Origin of the sequence: Mesomycoplasma lagogenitalium (genome assembly GCF_029854295.1) — a bacterium.
GTDB lineage: Bacteria > Bacillota_I > Bacilli_A > Mycoplasmatales > Metamycoplasmataceae > Mesomycoplasma_A > Mesomycoplasma_A lagogenitalium.
In genome coordinates, this window is record NZ_CP122979.1 from 727,122 (window position 1) to 748,401 (window position 21,280).

Below are 21,280 nucleotides of genomic sequence, written 5' to 3' on the forward strand. Positions count from 1 at the left end.
AATGATTAAATAAATAAGATTTTTTTATAATAAAAGTTTCAAAAACTTTTTTTGTTTTAATTTTTATTAAAAAATCTCTATTTTATTTTTACTTTTTTCAAGTTCAAATTTATCTAAATCAGTTTCAATGTCTTTTGTTTTATCTAGTCAAGTTCTTAAAATCGTCTTTCCTTCAATTCTTTTAATTGATAAAGTATCAAGAATTCCTGTTCCCGTTTCTATTTGATTATTGCTATCACTAGTTTTAAAATATCCGCCTCAAAAAATCCCAACAACTTGTTTAAATTGATTCATAACTAACGAACCAGACATTCCGTGCCCACTTTTAATATTGTTTAAATTTAAACTTGAATCAATTCCTTTATATTCTTTATTATTAATAATTTCACTTTTATTTTGTAGATCGTTAAACGATAAATAAGGCACTTGAGTTACTTCTACTCATTTATCTCCGCCCAAATAACCTCCAAAACTTAATTCCATGGGAAGAGGACTTAAATGTTTAGGATGTTGATAATTATTAGGAAAATCAATTTTATCACTGATAAAAAAATCTAATTTATTTTGATTATAATAATGCACTTGATCAGGGATGTTTTGAATTTTATATTCTTTACCTATTCAAGATCTATAAATTTTATCTTCAGGAAATGTTATTTTTATTAAAGCAAAGTCAGTAAAAGTATTATTTCCAGGAACATTTAACCCAACAGGAATTATTTCTAAATTGTTTCAAAATTCTTGCGATTCTTTTGTAATAAATCGCGAATTATTAATTTCTTTAGTAGCATAAGGAAACTCTATTTTTCGATCAAATCTTCTAAATACATCTAAATAGGATTTACCGTCTAATGTTTCAGGATTATTTAAAGAGGGTAAAATATCTAAATTTGATTTATAACTATAGGAAAAAGAGCTAACTTTTCCCTTGTTTTTAATCAATTCTGAAACAACATGAATATTTGTTGCTAAATAATATGTATTACTATCTTTAATGTGATCAAATACTCATGAAGTTCCACTAACAACTTTAGAAAAACCATTTTCATTAACGATATAATTAATTGCAATTGTTCGATTTTTAATATCTGCTAAAACATCTTTTGCACTTGAAATTTCTTTATCTTTAGGAAAATCAAGAGCAATGTTATAGTCATCTTTCGGCTCTTCATTTAGTGGCAATGATAAATAAAATTCTTTTCCATTTCAATTTTTAAAAGTAAATGATAATTTTTTATCTTGTGATTTAAAATTATAAACACCTAAATAATTAAAATTATTTAAATCATAATTAAAAGAATTTAAATTTTCTTTAAATTCTTGACTATTTGAGAAAAAGTTTTTAACTTTACTTCCGATTGTATTATAACTTAAAACTTTATCAGCACTATTAAGACTATTAACTGCTAAATCTTTATGAGTTTTGACATTAAATGAACTATTTATATATTCTTCATTAATTTTAAAATAATCAATAGCATTTTCACTTATTTTGTCATAACTTCATAATTTAAAATTAAAAACTTTTGCACTAGTTTTATCTTTTGTTGAAATTAAAATATCAATATTTCCATTTTGATCACTAATTGTTTCATTGACAATAGTAAAATCTAATTCATCTTTTTTTGATAATACATAATTTTCAATTTTATTTAAATTATTTTCAAAAAGTGAAGGAAATGCTTTTTCTAATTTTTCATCAAGTTTTAAATCTAAATCATTTAAAACATTAACTTTATTATTTTTAAAATTTATATTATCTAGCGTAACTATTTTTCCATAATAAAAATTTTCAGAAAATGAATGATTAAGTTTAACTAAAACTTGCATTTTTTTATTATCACTATCATAACTGTTATTTAAAACATCTACTTTTAACGAATAAAACTCTTTTTCCGCTAAAACAATTTTATTATTTAAATCTTTTTTAAAATTGGCGGGAATTTGAAAAAAGTCAAAAAAGTTTTCACTGTTTAGCTCTTTATAATCTAGGTTTGCTAATAAATTATTTTCCTTTGGTTCAAAATTTATATTTTTTAAAGCATTTTCGATTCTATCTTTAAATTGAATATTTTTAATTTTATTTGATTTAAAACCGGAAACAATAAATTCTTTTTCTTCTAAGACATTATTTGTTATTTTATCTTTGGAAACCATTAAAATTTTTAATGTTCCTTCTTCATCATTATCACTATTTTCAATTGGAATAATTTCAATGTTCCTTTTTTCTAAAATATCAGATATTTGAGAATTTGGTTTCATTACATATGATAAAAAACTTCTAAAAAATCCTTTATTTTCCTCATTTAAAATTTCACTTGGATATTTTTCAAATGAACCATTTTGATCATATGCTACTACACCAAGAAAATTATCAATGCTTGCTAAATCTTGATTATCATCATTTTGATTATCTAAAGTATTAGGTTCATTTCAAGATTTAGTAATATAATAAATTCCAACTCCAATTTCTGCTAAAACAGCAGTTCCCACTAGTGTTCCTAGAGAAATTCATAAAACTTTTTTCTTTTTCATACTTACTATTTTAGCAAAATTTTGTATAATTTGTATATGGCTCATTGGTGAAATGGTAGACACAGGAGATTCAAAACCTCCCGCAAGAGATTGCATATCGGTTCAAGTCCGATATGAGCCACCATATGTTTATAAACACCAATAAATAAATTTTTATTTTAAAACTGATTTGTTAGATTTTAGCGAATCAGTTTTATTATTTTATACAATTTATAATAAGGAGAAGGATTATTAAAATGAAAGAATTTATGAAACTATTAAAAAATGAAAAAGTAGAGTGAAAAACAATAGGTGAAGTTTGTGAAGTTTTAAGTGGGAAAAAACATGCAAAATATTTTAATATAAAAGAAAATGGAAAATTTCCACTATACTCTGCCAAAGTCGAAAATAATGGAGAAATTGGAAGAATTGATGAATATGATTTTGATGGAAGATACATAACATTTACAATGGTGGGTATAGCAGCGGGAACATTTTTTCTAAGAAACGGTAAGTTTTCAATAACACAAAATTGTGGATTATTATATTCTAAACATAATTTTGTGTTAACTGAATTTATTGCATTGTATTTACAAAATTTTGGAAAAAAATATGCCAAGGGGGCAACAACTAGAAAAACTTTGACAACGGGAGTAATTAAAAAAATAAAAATTCCAATACCTTCTTTAAAAACTCAAGAAAAAATAGTGCAAATTCTTGATAAACTTTCTAATTTAAAAAATGAATTAAATAAAAAATTGAAAATTGAACTTAATTCTAGAATTAAACAATATGTATATTATCGAGATAAATTATTGAGTGAAGAATATTTAAACAAAATTACATATAATTTAGTTCTCGACACACACACACACACACACACACAGCAAAATCATAATGAATTTAGTATAAATTCAAATAAGATTTTGCTTGAAAATAATAGTGAATATAAATTACAGTTAAAAATGTTAGGTGAAGTTTGTGAAATTAAAAAAGGTAAACAATTTAATAAGTCTGATATGCCGATAAATGGAAAATATCCTGTAATAAACGGCGGAGTTCTTCCTTCTGGTTTTGTTAATCAATTTAATTGTGAAAAAAATACAATAACTATTGCAGAAGGCGGTTCTTCTGGATACGTTTCATTTTTAGAAAGTGAATTTTGACTTGGTTCCCATGCTTATTCAATTGTTCCAAAAAAAGAAATTATTTCAGAATTTAAATTAAAATATGATGTATTTAATAAATTTTTATTCTATTTTCTAAAAATGAATCAATTAAATTTACAAAATATGAAAGTTGGAGCAGGGATTCCTAGTTTGCATAAAAATAACTTGAATAAGTTGGAAATTTTTATTCCTCCTTTAGAATTACAGAATAAAATTGTTGATATTTTAGATAAATTTCATGATGCAATTGAAAATTCAAAGGGATTATTACCGCAGGAAATTGAATTAAGAAAAATGCAGTATGAATATTATCGTGATAAACTACTTTCATTTGACATTGATATAACTCAAGAGAGAGAGAGAGAGAGAGAGCAAAATTCAATAGTAATACCTAATTCCTATTGAATTTTGCTTGAAAAGGCAGAAATTTCATTAAATCAATATTTTAATTCTATTAATAAAAAATTTATTTGAGAACTAACAATTTGAGATAAAAAATTTTCTGGAGTTAAATCATATAAGCAAAAAAATGTTTATAAATATAAATACTTTTTAGCTAATAAAATTAATAAATTAAAAGATGAAGATGGCAAAATAAAAATTTTAACAACTAATAAAAGCAACATTTTTGCAAATGAAAATAAATTAAAAAGCTTTATTGTTAATAGAGAGATTGTTTGCATCCCCGGAGGAGGTAATCCCATTGTTCAATATTATAATGGAAAGTTTATTACAAGCGATAATCGAATTGCAACATCAATAGACAAAAATATATTAAGCAATAAATTTTTGTATTATTATTTTGAAAATAATATTGAAAAAGTAAAAGAATTTTACAGAGGTTCAGGAATTAAGCATCCGGATATGAGTAAAATTTTAGATATGGAAATCTGATTGCCCCCTTTAGAAATTCAAAATAAAATTGTTACTATTTTAGATAAATTTCAAGATGCAATTGAACATTCAAAAGGTTTATTACCACAAGAAATTAAATTAAGAGAACAGCAGTATGAATATTATTGTGATAAATTACTTAATTTTAAAAAATAATTTTTGCATATAAATGAAATCGCCTTTTTATAAAGGTGTTTTTTATTTACTTTATTATTGATAAATTTAATTAAGTTAAAAATTAACAATAAATTTTTAATTTATTTTTTAAATAGATTAAATTAGATTAAAATTAAATAATGAAAAAGTTTATGCAGTTGTTAAAAAATGAAAAAGTAGAGTGAAAAACATTAGGCGAAGTTTGTGAAGTAAAATCTGGAGAAACAATAAGTAAACAAGTAATTTTAAAAAATCCTGGTATATATCCAGTAATTAACAGCGGAATGGCACCGCTAGGATATATTAGTTTTTGAAATGTAGAAAACGATCCTATCGGCATTACATCTAGAGGTTCTGGAGTTGGAAGCATTACTTATCAAACGGGTAGATATTTTAGAGGTAATTTAAATTATTCGGTGTCAATTAATAACCAAAAATATCTTAATACACGATTTTTATATCATTTACTTTTAAATTATCAGGGTGTTATCCGTAAAATATGTACATTTAATGCTATACCCGCATTAAATACTTCGGAATTAAAAAAAATAAAAATTCCAATACCTTCTTTAAAAACTCAGGAAAAAATAGTGCAAATTCTTGATAATCTTTCTAATTTAAAAAATGAATTAAATCAAAAATTGAAAATTGAACTCAATTCTAGAATTAAACAATATGAATATTATCGAGATAAATTATTAAGCGAAGAATATTTAAACAAAATTACATATAATTTAGCTCTCGACACACACACACACACACACACAGCAAAATCATAATGAATTTAGCATAAATTCAAATAAGATTTTGCTTGAAAATAATCAAGAATACAAATTACAGTTAAAAACATTAGGCGAAGTTTGTGAAGTAAAATCTGGAGAAACAATAAGTAAACAAGTAATTTTAAAAAATCCTGGTATATATCCAGTAATTAACAGCGGAATGGCACCGCTAGGATATATTAGTTTTTGAAATGTAGAAAACGATCCTATCGGCATTACATCTAGAGGTTCTGGAGTTGGAAGCATTACTTATCAAACGGGTAGATATTTTAGAGGTAATTTAAATTATTCGGTGTCAATTAATAACCAAAAATATCTTAATACACGATTTTTATATCATTTACTTTTAAATTATCAGGGTGTTATCCGTAAAATATGTACATTTAATGCTATACCCGCATTAAATACTTCGGAATTAAAAAAAATAAAAATTCCAATACCTTCTTTAAAAACTCAGGAAAAAATAGTGCAAATTCTTGATAATCTTTCTAATTTAAAAAATGAATTAAATCAAAAATTGAAAATTGAACTTAATTATAGAATTAAACAATATGAATATTATCGAGATAAATTACTTAATTTTAAAAAAATAATTTTTGCATATAAATGAAATCACCTTTTTATAAAGGTGTTTTTTATTTACTTTATTATTGATAAATTTAATTAAGTTAAAAATTAACAATAAATTTTTAATTTATTTTTTAAATGGGTTAAATTAGGTTAAAATTAAATAATGAAAAAGTTTATGCAGTTGTTAAAAAATGAAAAAGTAGAGTGAAAAACATTAGGCGAAGTTTGTGAAATTAAAAGAGGAAAAATAAATGCTAAATATTTTAACTACAAAGGTGATGGAAAATATCCTGTATATTCGTCTCAAACTTTTAATAACGGAGAAGTCGGAAGAACTAACGAATATGATTATGATGGAGAATATATTACTTACACAACAGATGGAGCGTATGCTGGAACTGTTTTTATTAGACAAGGAAAATTTTCTATAACAAGAAATTGTGGATTAATATATTCAAGATCAAATAAATTATTAAATAAATTTATCGGCTATTGACTAAGCGAAAATACAAAAAAATATTTACAAGGTTCAAAAGAAAGACCCAAATTAATGTCTGGTATAGTATCAAAAATAAAAATTCCAATACCTTCTTTAAAAGCTCAAGAAAAAATAGTGCAAATTCTTGATAAACTTTCTAATTTAAAAAATGAATTAAATCAAAAATTGAAAATTGAACTCAATTCTAGAATTAAACAATATGAATATTATCGTGATAAATTATTGAGTGAAGAGTATTTAAACAAAATTACATATAATTTAACTCACGACACACACACACACACGCAAAATCATAATGAATTTAGTATAAATTCAAATAAGATTTTGCCTGAAAATGCAGAAATTTCATTAGATCAATATTCTAATTCTATTAATAAAAAATTTATTTGAGAACTAACAATTTGAGATAAAAAATTTTCTGGAGTTAAATCATATAAGCAAAAAATGTTTATAAATATAAATACTTTTTAGCTAATGAAATTAATAAATTAAAAGATGAAGATGGCAAAATAAAAATTTTAACAACTAATAAAAGCAACATTTTTGCAAATGAAAATAAAGTAAAAAATTTTATTGTTGATAGAGAAATTGTTTGCATACCTTGAGGCGGAAATCCCATTGTTCAATATTATAATGGCAAGTTTATTACAAGCGATAATCGAATTGCAACATCAATAGATAAAAATATATTAAGCAATAAATTTTTGTATTATTATTTTGAAAATAATATTGAAAAAGTAAAAGAATTTTACAGGGGTTCGGGAATTAAGCATCCAGATATGAGTAAAATTTTAGATATGGAAATTTGATTGCCGCCACTAGAATTACAAAATAAAATTGTTGCTATTTTAGATAAATTTCAAGATGCAATTGAAAATTCAAAGGGATTATTACCACAAGAAATTGAATTAAGAAAAATGCAGTATGAATATTATCGTGATAAACTACTTTCATTTGATATTGACATAACTCCAGAGAGAGAGAGAGAGAGAGAGAGACAAAATTCAATAGAAATACCTAATTCCTATTGAATTTTGCTTGAACAGGCAATTGAATATATAAAAAATAAAATTTATAAAAAAATTATTTATTTAAAACTACGTGATAAAACAATCACCAATTCCATTAATACCGGTTTAAATCCAAGAAATAATTTTAATTTAAATGATGAATCAAATGAAAAATTAGTAGCTTGATACATAACAACAAAAGATTATTCGGAAAACCAAGAAATAATATTTGATATTAATAAAACTGCTAAAATAACAGAAGCCGCTAGAAAATTAATTAATAAAAGAAGTAAATTAGAGAAAAATGATATTCTATTTTCTGGTATAGGAACAGTAGGAAAAGTTGCACTTGTTGATTTTGAACCTTATAATTTTGATATTAGCGAATCTACTTATGCAATTAAAGTAAATCAAAATAATATAATGCCAAAGTTTTTGATGCATTATTTAAGATCTTCAATAGTTCAAAATCAAATTTTCAAAGATTTAAAAGGTAGTACCTTAAAAGGTATTAGAAAAGTTCAACTAGAAAACTTATTAATTCCAATTATACCTCTAGAAATTCAAAATAAAATTGTTAATATTTTAGATAAATTTCAAAAGGCAATTGAACATTCAAAGGGGTTATTACCACAAGAAATTAAATTAAGAGAACAGCAGTATGAATATTATTGTGATAAATTACTTAATTTTAAAAAATAATTTTTTTGCATATAAATGAAATCACCTTTTTATAAAGGTGTTTTTTATTTACTTTATTATTGATAAATTTAATTAAGTTAAAAATTAACAATAAATTTTTAATTTATTTTTTAAATGGGTTAAATTAGGTTAAAATTAAATAATGAAAAAGTTTATGCAGTTGTTAAAAAATGAAAAAGTAGAGTGAAAAACATTAGGCGAAGTTTGTGAAATTAAAAGAGGAAAAATAAATGCTAAATATTTTAACTACAAAGGTGATGGAAAATATCCTGTATATTCGTCTCAAACTTTTAATAACGGAGAAGTCGGAAGAACTAACGAATATGATTATGATGGAGAATATATTACTTACACAACAGATGGAGCGTATGCTGGAACTGTTTTTATTAGACAAGGAAAATTTTCTATAACAAGAAATTGTGGATTAATATATTCAAGATCAAATAAATTATTAAATAAATTTATCGGCTATTGACTAAGCGAAAATACAAAAAAATATTTACAAGGTTCAAAAGAAAGACCCAAATTAATGTCTGGTATAGTATCAAAAATAAAAATTCCAATACCTTCTTTAAAAGCTCAAGAAAAAATAGTGCAAATTCTTGATAAGCTTTCTAATTTAAAAAATGAATTAAATCAAAAATTGAAAATTGAACTCAATTCTAGAATTAAACAATATGAATATTATCGTGATAAATTATTGAGTGAAGAGTATTTAAACAAAATTACATATAATTTAACTCACGACACACACACACACACACACACAGCAAAATCATAATGAATTTAGTATAAATTCAAATAAGATTTTGCCTGAAAATGCAGAAATTTCATTAGATCAATATTCTAATTCTATTAATAAAAAATTTATTTGAGAACTAACAATTTGAGATAAAAATTTTCTGGAGTTAAATCATATAAGCAAAAAAATGTTTATAAATATAAATACTTTTTTAGCTAATGAAATTAATAAATTAAAAGATGAAGATGGCAAAATAAAAATTTTAACAACTAATAAAAGCAACATTTTTGCAAATGAAAATAAAGTAAAAATTTTATTGTTGATAGAGAAATTGTTTGCATACCTTGAGGCGGAAATCCCATTGTTCAATATTATAATGGCAAGTTTATTACAAGCGATAATCGAATTGCAACATCAATAGATAAAAATATATTAAGCAATAAATTTTTGTATTATTATTTTGAAAATAATATTGAAAAAGTAAAAGAATTTTACAGGGGTTCGGGAATTAAGCATCCAGATATGAGTAAAATTTTAGATATGGAAATTTGATTGCCGCCACTAGAATTACAAAATAAAATTGTTGCTATTTTAGATAAATTTCAAGATGCAATTGAAAATTCAAAGGGATTATTACCACAAGAAATTGAATTAAGAAAAATGCAGTATGAATATTATCGTGATAAACTACTTTCATTTGATATTGACATAACTCCAGAGAGAGAGAGAGAGAGAGAGAGAGAGCAAAATTCAATAGAAATACCTAATTCCTATTGAATTTTGCTTGAACAGGCAATTGAATATATAAAAAATAAAATTTATAAAAAAATTATTTATTTAAAACTACGTGATAAAACAATCACCAATTCCATTAATACCGGTTTAAATCCAAGAAATAATTTTAATTTAAATGATGAATCAAATGAAAAATTAGTAGCTTGATACATAACAACAAAAGATTATTCGGAAAACCAAGAAATAATATTTGATATTAATAAAACTGCTAAAATAACAGAAGTCGCTAGAAAATTAATTAATAAAAGAAGTAAATTAGAGAAAAATGATATTCTATTTTCTGGTATAGGAACAGTAGGAAAAGTTGCACTTGTTGATTTTGAACCTTATAATTTTGATATTAGCGAGATCTACTTATGCAATTAAAGTAAATCAAAATAATATAATGCCAAAGTTTTTGATGCATTATTTAAGATCTTCAATAGTTCAAAATCAAATTTTCAAAGATTTAAAAGGTAGTACCTTAAAAGGTATTAGAAAAGTTCAACTAGAAAACTTATTAATTCCAATTATACCTCTAGAAATTCAAAATAAAATTGTTAATATTTTAGATAAATTTCAAAAGGCAATTGAACATTCAAAGGGGTTATTACCACAAGAAATTAAATTAAGAGAACAGCAGTATGAATATTATTGTGATAAATTACTTAATTTTAAAAAATAATTTTTTGCATATAAATGAAATCGCCTTTTTATAAAGGTGTTTTTTATTTACTTTATTATTGATAAATTTAATTAAGTTAAAAATTAACAATAAATTTTTAATTTATTTTTTAAATAGATTAAATTAGGTTAAAATTAAATAATGAAAAAGTTTATGCAGTTGTTAAAAAATGAAAAAGTAGAGTGAAAAACATTAGGCGAAGTTTGCGAAATTAAAAGAGGTAGAGTTATTTCTAAAAAATATTTAGAAGAAAATAAAGGGCAGTATCCCGTTTACTCTTCTCAAACTTTTAATAATGGCGAAATCGGAAAAATTAAAACATATGATTTTGACGGAGAATATGTAACTTGAACAACCGACGGAGCATATGCTGGAACTGTTTTTTATAGAAATGGAAAGTTTTCAATTACTAATATATGTGGAATAATTTTTCCAAAGTTTGATGAAATTTTAAATATTAAATTTATTAGTTATTGAATGCAAATAAATGCCAAAAAATATGTACATTCTGGTTCTGGAAATCCTAAATTAATGTCAAACACAGTATCAAAAATAAAAATTCCAATACCTTCTTTAAAAACTCAAGAAAAAATAGTGCAAATTCTTGATAAGCTTTCTAATTTAAAAAATGAATTAAATAATGAACTTAATTCCAGAATTAAACAATATGAATATTATCGTGATAAATTATTGAGTAAAGAATATTTAAACAAAATTTCATATAATTTAACTCACAACACACACACACACACACACACACACACACACACACACACACACACACACACACACACACACAGCAAAATCATAAAGAATAAAAAATTTATAAAATTAATATTTTGTAATAATCAAGAATATAAATTACAGTTAAAAATGTTAGGTGAAATCTGTGAAATTAAAAAAGGTAAACAATTTAATAAATCTGATATGCCAATAAATGGAAAATATCCAGTAATAAACGGCGGTGTTCTTCCTTCTGGTTTTGTTAATCAATTTAATTGTGAAAAAATACAATAACTATTGCAGAAGGCGGTTCTTCTGGATACGTTTCATTTTTAGAAAGTGAATTTTGACTTGGTTCCCATGCTTATTCAATTGTTCCGAAAAAAGAAATTATTTCAGAATTTAAATTAAAATATAATGTATTTAATAAATTTTTATTTTATTTTCTAAAAATGAATCAATTGAATTTACAAAATATGAAAGTTGGAGTAGGAATTCCTAGTTTGCATAAAAATAACTTGAATAACTTAAAAATTTTAATTCCTCCTTTAGAATTACAAAATAAAATTGTTGATATTTTAGACAAATTTCAAGATGCAATTGAAAATTCAAAAGGATTACTACCACAAGAAATTGAGTTAAGAAAAACTCAGTATGAATATTATCGTGATAAACTACTTTCATTTGATATTGATGTAACTCCAGAGAGAGAGAGAGAGAGAGAGAGAGCAAAATTCAATAGTAATACCTAATTCCTATTGAATTTTGCTTGAAAAGGCAGAAAAACTGATATGTAAGTTATTAAAAAATAGTTCAGTTATTAAAAATAAAGATATTTATAAAATCCAGATAAAGAGTGTAAAAGAAATTTGTAAATGCTATGATGGTGTACACCAAACGCCCAAATACACTGATCGAGGAGTACCATTTGTAAGTGTAGAAAATATTAAAAATATTTATGCAACTAATAAATTTATATCACTTAATGATTTTAATAAATATAAAATCAAACCGCAAAAAGGCGATTTATTTATGACCAGAATTGGCGACATAGGTACTTGTGCAGTAGTGGAAAATAATGATAATTTAGCTTATTATGTATCTTTAGCTTTATTAAGACCGAATCAAAATATTGTTTTAAGTAAATTTTTAAAATATATGATTGAAAGCGAACAGGGTAAAAAAGAATTAAATAAAAGAATTTTACATAGTGCCCACCCTATAATAATAAATTTAACAGAAATTTCAAAATTAAAATTTTTAATTCCTCCTATTACTGTTCAAAAACATATTGTTAATATTTTAGATAAATTTTATGAACTAATTAATGATTTAACAAAGGGGCTACCACAAGAAATTGAATTGAGAAAAAAACAATATGATTATTATTGTAATAAACTTTTAAATTTTCATTAACAAAAAAACATCCAAAAAAAATTGGATGTTTATTTTATTTTTATTTTTTATTTTGTTTCAATGCTTAAAATTTCTACTGAATATTTTTCAGGTGCTTCTACTTCTACTATTTCATTAATTGGTTGTCCAAGTATCGCTACAGCTAATGGAGAAAGATTGGAAATTCTTGATTCAAATGGATCAGCATCTAAAGAACCAACAATTTTTAATTCAATTATTTTATTTTCATTTTCAGGCTTTTTGGTTTCAAACATTCTTAATTTAACAGTTGAACCAATAGAAACGATATTACTTTTTGTCTCTTGAATAACTTTAGCTTTAGAAATAATGTGTTCTAATTCAGTTATTCTTGCCTCTATTTGTCCTTGTTTTTCTCTGGCAACATCATATTCAGCATTTTCCGAAAGGTCACCTTGATTTCTCGCATCTTTAATATCTTCAATAACTTTTGGACGTTCTACATTAATTAAATAATTTAATTCTTCTTTAAAAGAATCTAAACGATCTTGAGTTAGTAAAATTTCATTTTCATTTTTCTTTTTCATTTTTCCTCCATTTTCTTATAAATTTTATCAAATTTATACTACTATTAATAAAAAAGTATGTGTGTATTTTAAAAATTGATGTTTTATGTGGGATTTTTCCAAATATTCTATTAAATTTTTCTTGACTTTTTTATCTGTTAAATCCTTAATCATTATCATTCCATTTTCATTCAATAATGGAATTAATTTTTTAACTTTTAATTCTAATTCATTTCAGTTATTGATAAAAATAAAATCCCATTTATTTTTATCGATATCACTAACTAATTTTTCTTTATCAAAACGAAAATTTGTATTTTTATAAACATTTTCAATGTTTTTTTCAATATCATTTGTTTTATAAATAAAAGAATGTTTATTTTTTAACTGATAATTAACAACTGAAAAAGCTAATCCATCTTTTTCAATAAATAAATTATAGTAATAATTATTATGGCTGATTGTATTAATTATAAATTCAAAATCATCTACAACTCAATTGGTTGTTTGAATATTATCTTTAATTTTTTCATCCATTTTTATATCTGATTTAACTTCAAATTCCTTATTTAATTCTTGATATTTTTTAATTTCTTGTTTAGCTTTAAATCTAAAGAAAAAATAAAGTGAAAAACCTATTGCTAAAACTATAAAAATTGATGCTATTAAAATTCATTTAACTGTTTCATTCATATTATTCTTCTGTTTCTATTTCTTCAAAAATATCAAAAGGTTTTCCGTTTTTAATAAATTCATTTTCATTTAAAAAATCATTTAAAAGATCAGATGCAATTTCTTCTTCATCTTCTTCTAAATAACTTAAAGTTTCTCCATCTTCAGCTAATTTCATACATAAAATTGAATTATTTTCTGATAAATAAAACACTAAATTTTCACCCAATTCATCAAATTCAAATAAAACGGTAACAGCTTCAGTAACTTTTTCATTTTTTTCGTTTAAAAATTCAATTTCTACTTTTCTATCTTTATCATCTAAATTTATAATCATTTTTATAACCTCATTAAATAATCTTCTAAAATTAGCTGAGCAGCTAATTTATCTTTGTTTTTCTTTTGTTTTTTTCTAGATAGACCTGCGTCTATCATTATTTGTTTTGCTCTTTTGGTTGTTTCTCTTTCATCAATATAAATAACTGGTATTTGAAAATTAGCTTCTAAAAGTAATTTAAAATCTTCAACCATAACTGTTCTATCGCTTTTATTTCCGCTCATTTTTAAAGGATATCCTAAAACAAAAGTATCCACTTCATATTCTTTTAAAATTTCTTTTATTTTAACTAAAACTTTAGAAAAATCATTTTCTGGAAAATGAAAATTTTCTAAACCAATTGCAATAATATTTAATGAATCGCTAATTGAAAAACCGCAAGTTTTTGTTCCTAAATCTAAGGCTAATTTTCTTTTCATTATAAAATGCCTTTTATTTTTTCAATTGCATTTTTTTCGTCATTAATAGAACCCTGAGCCAAGATTTTATTTCCTCCACCATTACCTGATATTGAATTTAATATTTTATCTAATACCATTTTAGAATCTTGTATTTTAGATGAAACTATTATCAATGTTTTTGATCCTGTTTTTGCCCCTAAAATAAATGTAATATTAGGATTTTTTTCTCTTAAAATAACTGCTTGATTTTTAAGATTTTGCACAGGAATGTCAAAATTAATGAAATATTTATGATTATTAATAACTTCTTCAATAACATTAATTTCAATTTCTGTATTATCAATTTCCTTCATAATATTTTTATAATCTTGACGAACTTTTTCTATCGAATTTTTAATAATTTCTAATTGCTTTTCTTTATCATCTGTTTTTTCTAAATCAAATTGATAATCTTTTTTAATTTTTATATTTTTTTCAACTAAATTATTAAGCAATAATGTTTCTTTTTCAATTTCTCCATCTAAATATTTATCAATTAATTCGTTAGATGTAATTGCTTTAATTCTAAAAATACCAGTTCCTTTATTTTCTGTTGAAACAATTTTAAAATTTTCAATTAAGTGAGTGTTTTTAATATGTGTTCCTCCACATAAATCAACTGTAATGTTTTTAAATTCAACCAATCTAACATTAGTTGGATCCATATATTCGCTTTCTTCAAGTGTCATTATAGCATTCATTTTTTCAGCTTCTTTAATGGTTGTTTCAATATAATAACGATCAGTTTTGCTTTTTATATAATTTCTAACTCGATTTTCAATTTCAAAAACTTCTTGTTCAGTAGGTTTTTTATTTAATGGAAAATCAAATGTTAATCTATTTTCATTATTATCAGATCCTAGTTGTTTAATTTCCATTCCATATTGTTCTCTTAAAGATTTAAACAATAAGTGAGTGGATGAATGATTTCTTTCTAATTTTATTCTATTTTCTTTATCAACAAATAGTTGTACTGGTTGATCTTTATCTAAAATTCCTTTAATAACATGAACATTATTTCTAAATTTATCTTTAAACACTTCAATAATTTGAATTTTTCTATTATCTTGCAAAATATAACCTTGATCATGTTTTTGACCACCGCCAGTTGCATAAAATACAGTTTCATCAAAAATAACATATGAAATTTCGTCTTTTTCTGTTATTTTTAATTCTTTTTCTGAATTGGCTAAAAATACTATTTTAGCAGTTTTTTCATGCAAATTATAACCAATAAAATTAGAAATTTCACCTTTTACATAAGCTAAAGAATTAATCGCTGTTTTCATTGCAACTTTTTTTAAGCCTCTTGATAATTCAGCATGCATTTGCTTATATTTTTCAAATTGTGAAATATCTAATTTAACTCCTTTTTCTAATAAAATTTCTTGAGTTAATTCAATTGGAAAGCCATATGTTTCAAACAATTTAAAAGCAATAGCAAAATCAAATTCTTGATTTTTATTTTCCAGTTCTTTTTCCAATAATTTATGTCCTTGTTCAATTGTTTGTGAAAAAAGTAATTCCTCTTCTTTAATAATTTTTGAAACTTTTTTTACATTTATATCATAAGGTAATGAATTTTTTACAATTGTTACTAAAGTATGTAAAAAAGTTTTTTCTTTTATTTCTAGTTGTAATCCAGCACGGTAAGATCTTCTTATTAATCTTCTAATTATATATCCTCTAGAAACATTAGATGGCTCAACCCCGTCATTAATTGCATTAACAATTGCTCTAATGTGATCAGCAATTATTTTAAATTTAATATTAATTTTTTCTTGATTTTCATCTTTAATAAAGTAATTTTCTGTTTTGTATTTATATGGTGTAAGTTTTTCAATTTCCTTTATTATTGGTAAAAATAAGTCAGTATCATAATTTGTAGGAGCATTTTGCATAATTGAAACTAGTCTTTCAAAACCTGCACCAGTATCGATGTTTTTTTGAGCTAGCTCAGTATAATTGTTTTCTCCATCATTATTAAATTGTGAAAAAACCAAATTTCAAATTTCGATAAAACGATCATTTTCTTCATCGTTTTTTAAAAGTTCAACTCCTCTTTTATCAAATTTTTCTCCACGATCGAAAAATATTTCAGTACACGGACCACAAGGACCGGAACCGATATCTCAAAAATTAGTTTTCATAGTCCCTTTAATAATGTGACTTTCATCAATTCCTAATGACATTCATTTTCTTTTTGTTTCTTCATCCTCTTCAAAATATGTGAAATATAATTTATCTTTTTCTAGTTTTAATTCATTTAGTAAAAAATCATAGGCATATTCAATTGCTTCATTTTTAAAATAATCACCAATTGAAAAGTTTCCTAACATTTCAAACATTGTATGATGTCTAGTTGTAATTCCGACATTTTCAATGTCATTAGTTCTTAATGATTTTTGGGAGTTAGTTAATCGATTTTTTGGTGGAATTTTTTTTCCTGAAAAATAATCTTTAAGTGTTGCTACTCCTGAATTAATTCATAAAAGTGAAGGGTCGTTAATTGGAACTAGTGATTTAGTTTCAACGATTAAATGATCTTTTGATTCAAAATATTTCAATCATTTTTCTCTAATTTCTTTTGAACTGAGCATATTTCTCCTTTTAAACATAAGTAATTAATTTCTTTTTTCTGTAAATTTTATCAATAGTAGCTCCACCTAAACATTTTTCTCCGTCATATAAAACAACTTGTTGACCCGGAGTTACAGCTTCTGCGCCTTGAGGATAAAATACTTTAATTTTATTGTTTTCTAATAATTCTATAGTTACTGGAATATCATTTTGACGATATCTAAATTTAGCACTTAAATTTTTATTATTAAAATTAATTTCATTTAAATTTAAATTTAATGCATCTAATTCATCAGAAATTAATCATTCTTTTTCTGATGCTGGAGCTACATAAATTTCTTTATTTTTTATATTATGACCCACAACAAAATGTGGTTCACTCATACCACCTAAATTCAATCCCTTTCTTTGTCCTAAAGTGTAATACATCGCTCCAATGTGTGTTCCTAAAATTTTTTTAGTTTTTATATCTAAAATATTTCCTGGTTGAGAAGGAATGTAGTTTTGTAAAAATTCAGTGAAATTCCTATCTCCTATAAAGCAAATTCCTGTTGAATCTTTTTTCTTAGCTGTAATTAAATTTAATTTGCTAGCAATTTCCCTAACTTCTTGTTTACTTAAATCAGCTAAAGGAAAAATTGTTTTAGAAAGTTGAAAATTATTTAATTGTGCTAAAAAATAAGTTTGATCTTTATTTTGATCTTTTGCTCTATATAATTTACCATTTTCTGTTTTTGCATAGTGCCCCATTGCAATAAAATCTGCATTAAATTCCTTTAATGCATAATTTAAAAATTTATCAAATTTTATATATTTATTACATAAAATATCAGGATTTGGTGTTCTGCCATTTTTATATTCTTCAATAAAATATGTAAAAACATTATCTCAATATTCACTTATAAAATCTTTTCGATAAATTTTAATATCTAATTTTTTAGCAACTTCTTGAGCGTCGGCTCAATCACTTTCTTGAGGACATTGATCAAAATCATATTTATTGCCTTTAATATCATTATTAATTAAAGAATCTCAATTTCTCATAAAAACGCCAATGACTTCATGCCCTTGCTGTTTTAGCAAATAAGCTGCTACAGATGAATCTACACCACCTGAAATTCCTACAATAATCTTTGCCATAATAATATTATAAATTATATAATTTTTCATATAAAATAAAAGAAAAAACCACACTTTTAAAAGTGTGGCTTATGTTTAAAGAACGTATAAAAGAACAATGCATAAAGTTAAAGATAAAATTCAAACTGATAATGCCATTTTAAAATATGAAGTTTTAGTTCTTTTATATTTTTGAGCGATTTTTGGATTTAATTCAATTAATGAACTAATATTATTATATTTATCAATTCTTTTTTCTCCTAAATATAACGTTAATAGTAATAAAGAAGAAATGATGTTTGGAATTAATCAATAAAATATTTTATTAGAGAAAGTAAATAGTTTTAAATTATTTTCTAAATTACTATTTTGTGAAAATACACCTTGAAAAATAATTGTTGATAATCAATCAGAAGTTCCAATTCCACCAGGTACAGGTGAAAGATTATTTGCCATATTTAATAAAGTTTGACCTGATAAAAATTTTATATATCAAACAAAAAAATCATAACCAGTGTGTTCTTTTAAAATTGAATTATCTATTATTAAAACAATAATAATTGAACCGTTTAATAAAAAGGATGATAATTTGTATAAAAATAAACATTCAAAGAAAAATTTTGAATCTTTAAATAGTGATTTAAATCCGTCTTTAAATTCCTGGAATTTAATTTCTAAAAGAGTTTTTCTTCTACTTAAATCTATAAAATAATAAAATGGATTAACTGAATAAATTCATATAATTATTGAAATTATTAATTTTTGCACTCTTTTAAATGTTGAAATTAATAATATGATTAAAAATAGAATAACATTTAAAACAATTCCTAATGCCATAAAAATTAATGTAATTATTTTTTCTGGATTTATATCCATTATTAAAACATCTTTATATAAATATAATCCCAAAGGAATGAAAATTAACGATGTAAATAAAATTGTTATTTGATGAAAAAGAGAAGAAACGGCGAAAGTTGATGCAAGCGCTTGCTTATTATACCCTTTTTTTTGTAAATATCAATATGATGCTAGATCACCACCGAATGAAAATGGAGTGATATTTTGCACAATTGTAGAAATGAAAACAGATAAAAGTGCATGTTTTATTAAAATTTTAACTTTTTGTCGCTTTAAAATTCTAAATACCATTATTGAATAAAGAAAGTAATGAATTAAATTTGTAAACACAATTATTAGTGAATAAGTTCTTAAAGTTAAATTCGCTAAAAAGACATCATAAAAAGTTTTAAAAATTCCAAAAAAACCTAAATCATTACTATCATCGGTTTTATAAATTGTTTGAAATAGAATGACAAAAACTAATAAAATTATGACCCCAAATGAAAAGAACTTTAAAATATTTTTTCATTTATTAGTTTCAACAATTTTCATTTTATTAGAAAAATCAATAATTTCATTTTTTATTTTTTCTTCTTTTTTTACAATATTTTTATAAGAATTTTCTTTTGTTTCTAATGAAAAAATATTTACTTCTAAACTATTTTTTAACTTATTAAATTTTAAATTAATTCTTTCTTTTGTTTCTAAAGCAAGATGAATATCAATTTCCCGTTTATTAATGTTTTTTATTTCTTGACTAATATTGGTTCTAGTTAATTTATAAGAAGCAATTTCCCGTTCTTTTCTTATGGTTTTAACATATTCTAAAAAGGAATTATAAGAAATTAATGCACTTGTATGAAATGCTCTTTCACGATTATTTTCGTAATAAATTTTTTTTAAGTATTGAAAAATATTAATTTTTTTATTTTTAAAATACTCGAGCATTTTAATAATTAAAACTGTGTTAGAAACGCTTTCAAATCCTGTTATTTTTCCTTTATTTTTTTTAATTATTGAAATTACTTTTCCATCATACACATAAACTTCCTTTTCGGGAATTTCGTTTTTAAATTTAAATATAAAATCATAAATCGAATAAATATCACGTTTAATTATTGTATTTTCATTTCCGCTTCTTTTAACAAAATCAGAAATATAATTAGAAACTGGATTTAAAAAATAAAAGGGAGTTGTTTGAAAATTACTATTATTTGATAAATATTCAATTATTAACATATTTAAATCACTAATAGAAATATGATGGAATTTTAATTTATTTTTTATTAAAATAAGTTTTTTATTAAATTCTTTGTTAATATAAAAAATTGCATCATTTTTACTTCCGCTTTCTTTTGTTAAAATTTTTCTTATTAATGTTTTTTCATTAATGCGTTTTTTATTTTCTGTATTTTTATACTTTTTTAACTTTAATGAAGTGCTTAAATCTTCAAAATTAAAGATATTTTCTTCATCGTTTACATCGGAGTAAATTGTCGCTTTTAGTTTTAATTTTTTATTAACAATATTTAAATTTTTATTATTTAAAATTGGATTATTATTAATTCTGTTAATTTTTAAACTATTATTAAGAAATGATTTAACTTCAACATTACTAATTTCGGTTAATGTTCTTTTATTTAAAAATTTTTCTTCATCAGTTGATAATTTTTCTCAATTGTTTTTTCTGAAAACGATTTTATAAAATTCAGAACTTTTATCTTTTAAAATAAAAATAACAAAATCATATTCATTATTAACAACTTCATTCATCGCTAAATCTGAAGATAAATTTAATTCTTCATCAATACTGAAAACAACATTATAGGGATTGGCTAATAAAACTTTAGAAAATATTTCTTTAAATGCATAACAAATGTCATCATTTGCACCATAAATAAAAATGTTTTTATTTTTTTTATCTTTTTCTAATAATTGTCTTAATAATAATGCCTTGATAATAATAACATTTTCGTTTAATTCCTGTTTAGCATCTCCTAATCTTGCTAATATTTCTGAGGAAATAATATCAACAGTTTTAACTGATTCGTTTCAAAATAAATTGTCATAGTGATTTATATTTTGCAAATTAAAATCTTCTACTTTAATTGACTGTTTTTCTCTTTCCATGA

Annotated in this window: 18 protein-coding genes, 1 tRNA gene and 1 pseudogene; 12 read left to right on the plus strand and 8 right to left on the minus strand. The window is 23.2% G+C overall.

The annotated features are described in order from the left end of the window. Positions 1 to 66: 66 nt before the first annotated feature. Positions 67 to 2,535: a DUF31 family putative serine protease gene (locus QEG99_RS03040; protein ID WP_280101721.1), complete on the minus strand. Its 2,469-nt coding sequence runs from the start codon at positions 2,533 to 2,535 to the stop codon at positions 67 to 69. Between the two features lie 38 nt (positions 2,536 to 2,573). On the opposite strand from QEG99_RS03040, the gene QEG99_RS03045 reads away from it, so the two are divergent. The 12 genes and pseudogenes from QEG99_RS03045 (at position 2,574) to QEG99_RS03105 (ending at position 12,636) form a co-directional block, all read left to right on the plus strand. After that, positions 2,574 to 2,659, plus strand: a tRNA-Leu gene (locus QEG99_RS03045). Positions 2,660 to 2,771: 112 nt separating this feature from the next. Next, positions 2,772 to 4,733: a restriction endonuclease subunit S gene (locus tag QEG99_RS03050; protein WP_280101722.1), complete on the plus strand. Its 1,962-nt coding sequence runs from the start codon at positions 2,772 to 2,774 to the stop codon at positions 4,731 to 4,733. 140 nt (positions 4,734 to 4,873) lie between these two features. After that, positions 4,874 to 5,512: a restriction endonuclease subunit S gene (locus QEG99_RS03055; RefSeq protein ID WP_280101723.1), complete on the plus strand. Its 639-nt coding sequence runs from the start codon at positions 4,874 to 4,876 to the stop codon at positions 5,510 to 5,512. A gap of 28 nt (positions 5,513 to 5,540) precedes the next feature. Further along, positions 5,541 to 6,182 carry a restriction endonuclease subunit S gene (locus tag QEG99_RS03060; RefSeq protein WP_280101724.1) on the plus strand — a complete coding sequence of 214 codons (642 nt, stop codon included), beginning with the start codon at positions 5,541 to 5,543 and terminating at the stop codon, positions 6,180 to 6,182. Between the two features lie 66 nt (positions 6,183 to 6,248). Next, positions 6,249 to 7,055 carry a restriction endonuclease subunit S gene (locus QEG99_RS03065; RefSeq protein WP_280101725.1) on the plus strand — a complete coding sequence of 269 codons (807 nt, stop codon included), beginning with the start codon at positions 6,249 to 6,251 and terminating at the stop codon, positions 7,053 to 7,055. A 17-nt stretch (positions 7,056 to 7,072) separates the two neighbouring features. Beyond that, on the plus strand, positions 7,073 to 8,296 hold the full coding sequence (locus tag QEG99_RS03070; RefSeq protein WP_280102366.1) for a restriction endonuclease subunit S: 1,224 nt from the start codon (positions 7,073 to 7,075) through the stop codon (positions 8,294 to 8,296). Positions 8,297 to 8,438: 142 nt separating this feature from the next. Next, the gene (locus QEG99_RS03075) at positions 8,439 to 9,077 is read left to right on the plus strand and encodes a restriction endonuclease subunit S (protein WP_280101726.1); all 639 of its coding nucleotides are present in this window, start codon (positions 8,439 to 8,441) and stop codon (positions 9,075 to 9,077) included. A gap of 28 nt (positions 9,078 to 9,105) precedes the next feature. Further along, the gene (locus tag QEG99_RS03080) at positions 9,106 to 9,459 is read left to right on the plus strand and encodes a hypothetical protein (RefSeq protein ID WP_280101727.1); all 354 of its coding nucleotides are present in this window, start codon (positions 9,106 to 9,108) and stop codon (positions 9,457 to 9,459) included. After that, entirely contained in the window at positions 9,456 to 10,199 is a 744-nt protein-coding gene (locus tag QEG99_RS03085; RefSeq protein WP_280102367.1) for a restriction endonuclease subunit S, read from the plus strand. The genes QEG99_RS03080 and QEG99_RS03085 overlap by 4 nt, the downstream gene beginning before the upstream one ends. 19 nt (positions 10,200 to 10,218) lie before the next feature. Further along, positions 10,219 to 10,497 carry a restriction endonuclease subunit S gene (locus QEG99_RS03090; protein ID WP_280101728.1) on the plus strand — a complete coding sequence of 93 codons (279 nt, stop codon included), beginning with the start codon at positions 10,219 to 10,221 and terminating at the stop codon, positions 10,495 to 10,497. Positions 10,498 to 10,650: 153 nt separating this feature from the next. Then, positions 10,651 to 11,972: pseudogene (locus tag QEG99_RS04340) on the plus strand (restriction endonuclease subunit S). Between the two features lie 13 nt (positions 11,973 to 11,985). After that, positions 11,986 to 12,636, plus strand: coding sequence for a restriction endonuclease subunit S (locus tag QEG99_RS03105; protein WP_280101731.1), 651 nt, complete (start codon positions 11,986 to 11,988; stop codon positions 12,634 to 12,636). Positions 12,637 to 12,683: 47 nt separating this feature from the next. Here the strand turns inward: QEG99_RS03105 and greA are convergent, their stop codons facing one another. The 7 genes from greA to QEG99_RS03140 form a co-directional block, all read right to left on the minus strand. Continuing rightward, on the minus strand, positions 12,684 to 13,181 hold the full coding sequence (gene greA, locus QEG99_RS03110) for a transcription elongation factor GreA (protein ID WP_280101732.1): 498 nt from the start codon (positions 13,179 to 13,181) through the stop codon (positions 12,684 to 12,686). A gap of 33 nt (positions 13,182 to 13,214) precedes the next feature. Then, positions 13,215 to 13,853: a BC85_0335 family putative methyltransferase gene (locus tag QEG99_RS03115; protein WP_280101733.1), complete on the minus strand. Its 639-nt coding sequence runs from the start codon at positions 13,851 to 13,853 to the stop codon at positions 13,215 to 13,217. A gap of 1 nt (position 13,854) precedes the next feature. Beyond that, the gene (locus tag QEG99_RS03120; RefSeq protein ID WP_280101734.1) at positions 13,855 to 14,169 is read right to left on the minus strand and encodes a hypothetical protein; all 315 of its coding nucleotides are present in this window, start codon (positions 14,167 to 14,169) and stop codon (positions 13,855 to 13,857) included. Between the two features lie 2 nt (positions 14,170 to 14,171). After that, positions 14,172 to 14,588, minus strand: coding sequence for a Holliday junction resolvase RuvX (gene ruvX, locus QEG99_RS03125; RefSeq protein ID WP_280101735.1), 417 nt, complete (start codon positions 14,586 to 14,588; stop codon positions 14,172 to 14,174). Continuing rightward, positions 14,588 to 17,209, minus strand: coding sequence for an alanine--tRNA ligase (alaS, locus tag QEG99_RS03130; protein ID WP_280101736.1), 2,622 nt, complete (start codon positions 17,207 to 17,209; stop codon positions 14,588 to 14,590). Before alaS ends, ruvX begins: the two co-directional genes overlap by 1 nt. A 10-nt stretch (positions 17,210 to 17,219) precedes the next feature. Further along, positions 17,220 to 18,329, minus strand: a complete 1,110-nt coding sequence (gene mnmA, locus QEG99_RS03135) for a tRNA 2-thiouridine(34) synthase MnmA (RefSeq protein WP_280101737.1) — start codon at positions 18,327 to 18,329, stop codon at positions 17,220 to 17,222. 75 nt (positions 18,330 to 18,404) lie between these two features. Then, a complete protein-coding gene (locus QEG99_RS03140; RefSeq protein ID WP_280101738.1) occupies positions 18,405 to 21,278 on the minus strand; it encodes a YbhN family protein in 2,874 nt (957 codons plus the stop codon). Positions 21,279 to 21,280: the final 2 nt, after the last annotated feature.